The organism is Nocardia sp. NPDC055050 (assembly GCF_053608345.1).
Genome location: NZ_JBSGVG010000084.1, coordinates 1 through 6,888, shown reverse-complemented (window position 1 = coordinate 6,888; position 6,888 = coordinate 1). Strand labels below are relative to the sequence as shown.

Here is a 6,888-nt window from a genome sequence, read left to right as displayed (position 1 = left end):
GGTTGACGGCGCTCTTGGGGGCGCTCAACAACCCCCTTTGTGGGGTGGGGGCGCCGTCCCCCACCTACCCCCCACACCCCGCCGGGCCCCCCGGGCCCCCGGTGGCCGCCGCGGTGTGGCGTGCGCCAACCCCCGTTGCTGGATCAGGCCTTCATCTCGTAGGTCCCGGCCAGCGCGCGCGCCCTGCCGAGTACCCGTTCGAAACGGGATTCGTCGAAGGCAGGCCGGCGAACCAGGTCGAGGGCCCGGCGCTGCTGGGTGGGGGTGGCGGTCGGCTTGTTGTGCAGGTTGAGCGCGTTCGCGGAGAAGGTCCGCACGAAGCCGTCGAAGATCTGGTCGATCACTGCCCGGTCGGTGTCGTCGATGCGCGCCTGCTCCAGCACCAGCTGCGCGTAGGGCACCGCGGTGAACAGCTCACCGAATGCGAACAGGAAGTCCACGTCCTTCTGCTGCGACGAAGTCGGGGCGGCGACCGCGAGCAGCGCCTGCAGCGCGAGAACCTGCTCGAGGAACACCGCCACATTCGCAACGTCGCGGAAGCTCTCGAACACCGGGCGCCAGTCCGCGAAGCGAATGCGGCCCAGGCCACTGCTCGGGCCCTGCCGGAACAGGAACTCGTCGTCGGCGGTGTCGTGACGGGAGGGCACCGGAGCGTAAGCGGCGCTGGCGAATTCGGCACGCAACGGCTTCACGACCGCGCCCAGACGCGGGGTGATCTTGCGGCTCGACCACGTCAGGGCGCCGGCGACCGCACGAGTGGCTCCCTTGGGTGCCACCGAGGCGCCCGGCAGTGACTGCATCGCGGCCAGACCGGCGTCGGCGGGGTGGAACATGTAGTTGGCCATGAACTTCAGCGACAACGCCATGTTCACGTGTACGGTGCCCTCCAGTCGCGGCAGGCCGAACATGGCCGTCATTGCGACCGGGAAGTACATGTCGTTCTCGAATCCACGCGCGGCGATCACGTCGGCGAGATCTTCGATCACGCGCTGGCCCTGACGGGTTACCGACATCTTCTCGATGGCGTTGAACAGCAGGTAGCGGCGGTCATCGGGCGAGGCCGAGCGCATGTAGTCCACCGCGCGTGCGCTGTAGAGCTTCATCGCGGCGATGCGCGCGTAGGAATCGGTGATCAGCGCCCGCACCTGGGGGAACTCGGTGACCCTGTGCCCGAACAGAATCCGGTTCTCGGCGTGGTTGATCGCCTCGTAGAAGGAGTGCTCACAGGCGCCGACCGCACCGAAGCCGAGGTTGAACTTGCCCACGTTGACCGTGTTCATCGCCGCGTGGAACGCGTCCTCGCCACGGTGGAGGATGTCCTCCTCGGCGACGGGGTAGTTCTCGAGATCGAATGCCGCGACATAGATCTGGCTGTTGACGACATTCTTCTTCAGCTTGTACGCGTCGTGCTGGGAGTCGGCGACGAAGAAGAGATACCCCTCGTAATCCTGCTGCGTCGGCTTGCCCCGCAGTGCCGCGGCGCTGTCGATAATCGGCTTGTCCGAACGGCGCCCGAACACCGAGACCATCGAGGCCAGGTTGCCGTTGCCGATGTAGTGCTTGCCGCCGGTCGCGGTGTAGCCACCGTCGGGCTGCGGGTCGACGATCATGTCGGTGGAGTACACGTCGGCGCCGTGTTCCTTCTCCGACAGGCCGAACGCGAAGATCTCCCCGGAGTCGAGCTGGGCAGCGGCCTTCTTCTTGGCCACGGCGTTGTCGCTCTGCCAGATCGGGCCGAGGCCCAGGATGGTGACCTGCCAGACGTACCAGTAGGTCATGCCGTAGAAGCCGAAGATCTGGCTCAGCATGGCATTGCGCGCGGTGTCCCAGCGCTTGTCCGGGTCACCGCCTGCCTCGGCCGCCGGGGTGAGGAAGGTGGCGAACAGCCGCTCCTTCTTGGCGAAGTCGAGGAAGTCCGACGGCCAGACGCGGGACCGGTCGTCGTCGAGCAGCTGGGTCTTGCCGCGGCTCTCGAACCAGTCGACCGTCGCGCGCAACAGCCGGCGCGTCTGCGGGTCGAACTGCGCGAAGTCGGCGGTGTTCGGGTTGAAGAAATCCTGGGGCATCGTCGCTCCTCTTGCGGGCGTCCAGCACGGTCGGACGGTTCATTCGCCACTGTAGCATTTTCGTACATCAGTGTAGGAATGCCGAGGTGGTTGCTATGGTGGGCGCATGGGTAGCGAGACGGCACTGCAGCGGCGAGGGCGGGCCGCGCACCTCGGCCCCGAGCGGCGCAGACCGCAGGTGCTCGACGCGGCGCTCGCCATCGCCGCCGACGACGGCATCGCCGCGGTCACGATGGGCGCGGTCGCCGACTATATGAAGGTCACCCGCCCGGTGATCTACGCCTGCTTCCCCGACCGGGTCGAGCTGATCGACGCGCTGATCCAGCGCGAGGAGAGTTTTCTGATCTCGGGTGTGCTCGACGTGTTGCCGCCGCGCGCGACCAACGCCGACGAGACGGTGTTCGTCGAAGGTTTCCGCACCCTGCTCAACAAGGCGGCCGAGCGCCCCGATGCCTGGCGCCTGATCTACGGCAACCCCGATCCCGCCGTCGCCGGTTCCTTCGGACGTGGTCGTCAGTTGGCAGTCGAGCGCTGCACGGCGTTGCTCCGGCCGACGTTGCTGGCCTGGGGAGTCGACGACGCCGAACGCAAATTGCCGGCGCTGGTGGAGTTATGGGTCTCGGCCGCCGAAAGCGCGGTCCGCACCCTGTTCGCCCACCGCGACGAGTGGAATCCCGATGACCTCGGTGCGTTCGTCGGCTCGGCGGTCTACCGCGCCATGCGCAGCGCGTGACGCCCGCGGCGTAAGCGGCGCGCGGGGGTGCGATCGATCGACCCCGGGGCCGTCGGGTCAGTGCGTGGGTGAAGGTGTGCGGGTGGACAACCGCACACTGTCGAGGAAGTCCGCGATCGTCGCCCAGGTGGTGTCGCGGGCGGTGGGGCCCGCGATGATGCCGAGATGGCTTCCCGGGACCTCGGTGAACCGAACCCGCGCCGCGCCGGTGAGGACCCCGATGCCTGCCGCGACCGACGCCGACGAGGCCAGCGCGTCCTTGGTGCCGCCGATCAGCTGCGTCGGCGCGGTGAGTCCCGTCAGATCGATCGCGCGATGCGGGCCCAGATGCACTGTGCCCTTGAACATTTCGTTGCGGATGATCAATTGCCGGTAGGCCTGACGATAGAACCGGCCCGGGTAGCCCGGCATGGTGTCCATGAACCGGTCCACCGATTGCATGCGGGCCAGTGCCTCGGTGTCGGCGATATTGCGGGCGATGTACCAGGGCTTGGTGAGTTCGCGGTCGATCGACTGGATGCGGAAACCCGCCCGCACCCCGTACTTCGGCACGCCGCCTGCCACGCGGACCGGCACGGTGACCTCGCGGCCGCCGGTGAGCTGCCCGAATTTGCGGGCCACCGAGATCTGACCGTTGCGGCGCTGATCGAACGGGGTTCCCACCGCGGTGACCGAACCGATCGGCAGGTCGGCGTGCCCGGCGGCGGTGAGCACGCTGATGGTGCCGCCGAAGGACCAGCCGATCAGGTCGACGGGGGAGTGGCTGTTGTCCGCGCTGACCGCCTCGATCGCGGTGGGCACGATGTCGTCGACCCATTCCTCGAAGCCGAGATCGCGGTCCGCGTAGGTGATCTCGCCGTAGTCGAGCACATAGACCTCGCGTCCCAGCTCGAGCAGGAATCGCACCAGGCTCTGGCTGGGTCGCATGTCGTAGCAGGAGATCGTCACCGCCAACGGCGGCACGAGCAGCACGGGATTGCCGGTGGCGGGGGTGGTGGAGCGCCGGTAGCGCAGCAGCCTGCGGTGCGGTTCGTCGTAGACGATGTCCGACGGCGTCGGCGCGTACGGCTCGACGCCGTCACTGAAGAGCGCGACCACGTTGCGCAGTGCAACCGACAGGGGGCCCATGTAATTCTCCGGAACGTCGAGACGGTGGGAGAAAACTAACTGTAACTCCCTGTATCACCATATCTTGTCCCTGAGGCTTCCTCCGAATCCGCGGGCGATCCACCGCTCACGCGCGGCCGCGCCCCATGCGAGCAGGGCTCGGATGGGGCGTGTCGCGGGGTGGCGGACGGCGGCGTGGGTCAGGGTTTGCGGGCGACCGCGCCGTACGCCGAGATCGGGAGGACCTGGCCCACCTCGGCAGTTTCCGGACGCCACTGGGTGATCGAGACGACGCCCGGTTCGACTACTTCCAGCCCGTCGAAGACACCGCGGATCTGGGCCTGCGGGCGCGGGACGTACGGTGTGCCGCCGGTGCCGGTGTAGTTCTCGCACAGGGTGACGTAGGCCTGGCTGTCGTCGGTGCCGTCCCAATAGATCAGGTGGCTGCCCGAGGGTACTGCGCCGACCACGGTGCCCACGATGCGCAGCAGGTCGTCGTAGGTTTTGGCGTGACCGAGAACACCCATGAACATCACCGCGATCGGCTCGTTGAAGTTCAGCACATTGCGCGCGTCGGCGACGATCTGTTCGGGGTCGTGGAAGTCGGCGTCGATGTAGGTGGTGACGCCTTCGTCGGTGGTGCTGGTGAGCAGTGCGCGCGCGTGGGTGAGCACCAGAGGGTCGTTGTCCACGTAGACCACCTTGGCGTCCGGGGCGACGCCCTGGGCGACCTCGTGCGTGTTCTGCATCGTGGGCAGGCCGGTGCCGATGTCGAGGAACTGCTTGATGCCGCGTTCCTTCGCCAGGAAGCGGACGGCCCTGATCAGGAACTGCCGCGACTGCACAGCCATGGTCGAGATGTCGGGGTCGACCGCCAGCCCGGCGTCGCCGGCGATCTTGTCGATCTCGTAGTGGTCTTTACCGCCCATCCAGTAGTTCCAGATCCGTGCTGAATGGGGGATATCGGTCCTGATCATCGGGGTCTGCACGTCGGCCATGAGCCTTGCTCCTCTGCAACTTTGACAGTGGCGCGCCCACCCAGGGGAGAACCACCAGCGACATAGCATCTGATCTGGCTGCGACAGTACAAGATTGGCACTGAAACGGTCGGGTCAATCCGTGAACGTTCACCGCTGCGTGCGACGGCCGGAATCGGGTAAAGCCGCTCCATGACGACACTGCGCAGGAATGCTGTAGCCACCGTGCTCGCCGCGGCCGCGATCGTGCTGCTCGGCACGGGCTGTGACCAGGTGGAGAAGGCGGTCAACCAGGGTGGTGACACACCGTGTAGCGAATACACCGCCCAGTCCCCGGAGGACCGGCGCACGACGGTGGTCAAGTTCCTCGAACAGGAGCGCGGCGACAACGCGACGTCGGACCCGAACACTGTCGACCTGTCCGTCGCCGCCATCGATCTGATGTGTGGCGCGCAGGCCGATCCGGACACTCCCATTCGGGAAGCCGATCTGACGGGTGTTCTCGTGCCCAAGTGACACCGGAAGCCCGGTCCGTGGGTATCCGTTCCGGCAGCGCCGATAGTTCGATCTCACTGTGTGATCCCCATTCCAAGTGTTCACTGCGACAGAGACGTTCGGCCGGTAGCATCGCTAACGGCCCGTAAGGGCTAGTCCAGCAAGATGTTTCGCTGCGACCTCGGAAGACGGGGTCTGCGAGGCGCCGGGTGATCGAGAGGTTTCACAATGGAAACGGTGACGAATCGGGTCGTAATGGACCCGACTGGGCAAGACATTCAGGGTGAGAACCTCGAGATCAGGTCGCATGGTCCCGCCACCAGGGTCGAGCTGCCGGGTGGGGTGCAGGCATGGTCGATCACCGACGCCGCGCTGCTGGAGAAACTGCTCGTCGATCCCCGGGTCTCCAAGGACGCGAGCCAGCACTGGCCCGCCTTCGTCGCCGGTGAGATCCCCCCGGATTGGCCGCTGTACCTGTGGGTTTCGGCGCCGAACATGTTCACCGCCTACGGCAGCGATCACCGCAGGCTGCGCAAGCTGGTGGCGCCGGCCTTCACCGCGCGGCGCACCGAGGCCATGCGCGCACAGGTCGAGCGCATCACCACCGAATTGCTCGACGAGCTGGCAGCCACCCCGGCCGGTCAGACCGTGGACCTGCGCGAGCAGTTCGCCTACCCGCTGCCGATCCAGGTGATCTCGGAGCTGATGGGCGTGCCGGAATCGCTGAACCCCGGCCTGCGCACCTGCATCGACGGCATCTTCGACACCTCGCTCACCCCGGAGCAGTCGCAGGCCAACTACATGGAGATGTACCGGATCCTCGGTGAACTGGTGGCGTTGCGGCGCGAACAGCCCGGCGACGACATCACCAGTCTGCTGATCGTCCAGCGCGACGAGGACGAGGGCCAGCTCACCGAGGAAGAGCTGGTCGGCACGCTGCTGCTGGTGATCTCGGCGGGTCACGAGACCACCGTGAATCTGCTCGATCAGGCCATCACCGCTCTGCTCACCCGGCCCGATGTGCTCGCGGGCGTGCGCGAGGGCACGATCACCTGGCCCGATCTGGTCGAGGAGACGCTGCGATTCGAATCACCGGTCGCGCATCTGCCGTTGCGTTTCGCGGTGGAGGACATCGACATCGACGGTATCCAGTTCGCCAAGGGTGACCCGATTCTGGCGAGCTACGCCGCGGCCGCGCGTGACCCGAAGCTGCACGGCGACACCGCGGGCGAGTTCGATCCCACGCGCGAGAAGCAGTCGCACATGGCATTCGGCTACGGCGCGCACCACTGCCTCGGTGCGCCGCTGGCCCGCCTCGAGGCACTGGTCTCGCTGCCGGCGCTGTTCGAGCGGTTCACCGAGCTGAAGCTGGCCGCTCCCGTGACCGAACTGGGCACTGTGCCCAGCTTCATCTCCAACGGCCACCGCCACCTGCCGGCCTACATCCACGGCGCGTAGCGCCGAACTCGCTCGGCCGACCCGCGCGGGTCGGCCGAGCGAGTTCGGCGCT

6 protein-coding genes are annotated in these 6,888 nt (G+C 66.9%); 3 read left to right on the top strand and 3 right to left on the bottom strand.

The window, feature by feature from the left end:
• Nucleotides 1-143: 143 nt before the first annotated feature.
• Nucleotides 144-2,066 carry an acyl-CoA dehydrogenase family protein gene (locus ACWGCN_RS35640; protein WP_452457300.1) on the bottom strand — a complete coding sequence of 641 codons (1,923 nt, stop codon included), beginning with the start codon at nucleotides 2,064-2,066 and terminating at the stop codon, nucleotides 144-146.
• Nucleotides 2,067-2,172: 106 nt separating this feature from the next.
• Between ACWGCN_RS35640 and ACWGCN_RS35635 the strand changes: the two genes are divergently transcribed.
• A complete protein-coding gene (locus ACWGCN_RS35635; RefSeq protein WP_378989799.1) occupies nucleotides 2,173-2,799 on the top strand; it encodes a TetR family transcriptional regulator in 627 nt (208 codons plus the stop codon).
• 57 nt (nucleotides 2,800-2,856) lie between these two features.
• On the opposite strand, the gene ACWGCN_RS35630 is transcribed toward ACWGCN_RS35635, so the two are convergent.
• Both ACWGCN_RS35630 and ACWGCN_RS35625 read right to left on the bottom strand, forming a co-directional pair.
• Nucleotides 2,857-3,927, bottom strand: coding sequence for an alpha/beta fold hydrolase (locus tag ACWGCN_RS35630; protein WP_452457299.1), 1,071 nt, complete (start codon nucleotides 3,925-3,927; stop codon nucleotides 2,857-2,859).
• 179 nt (nucleotides 3,928-4,106) lie between these two features.
• Entirely contained in the window at nucleotides 4,107-4,904 is a 798-nt protein-coding gene (locus tag ACWGCN_RS35625; protein ID WP_379316621.1) for an SAM-dependent methyltransferase, read from the bottom strand.
• A 171-nt stretch (nucleotides 4,905-5,075) separates the two neighbouring features.
• On the opposite strand from ACWGCN_RS35625, the gene ACWGCN_RS35620 reads away from it, so the two are divergent.
• Nucleotides 5,076-5,399 (top strand): hypothetical protein, encoded by a 324-nt coding sequence (locus tag ACWGCN_RS35620; protein ID WP_452457298.1) that lies wholly within the window; start codon nucleotides 5,076-5,078, stop codon nucleotides 5,397-5,399.
• A 207-nt stretch (nucleotides 5,400-5,606) separates the two neighbouring features.
• The gene (locus ACWGCN_RS35615) at nucleotides 5,607-6,836 is read left to right on the top strand and encodes a cytochrome P450 family protein (RefSeq protein WP_452529189.1); all 1,230 of its coding nucleotides are present in this window, start codon (nucleotides 5,607-5,609) and stop codon (nucleotides 6,834-6,836) included.
• Nucleotides 6,837-6,888: the final 52 nt, after the last annotated feature.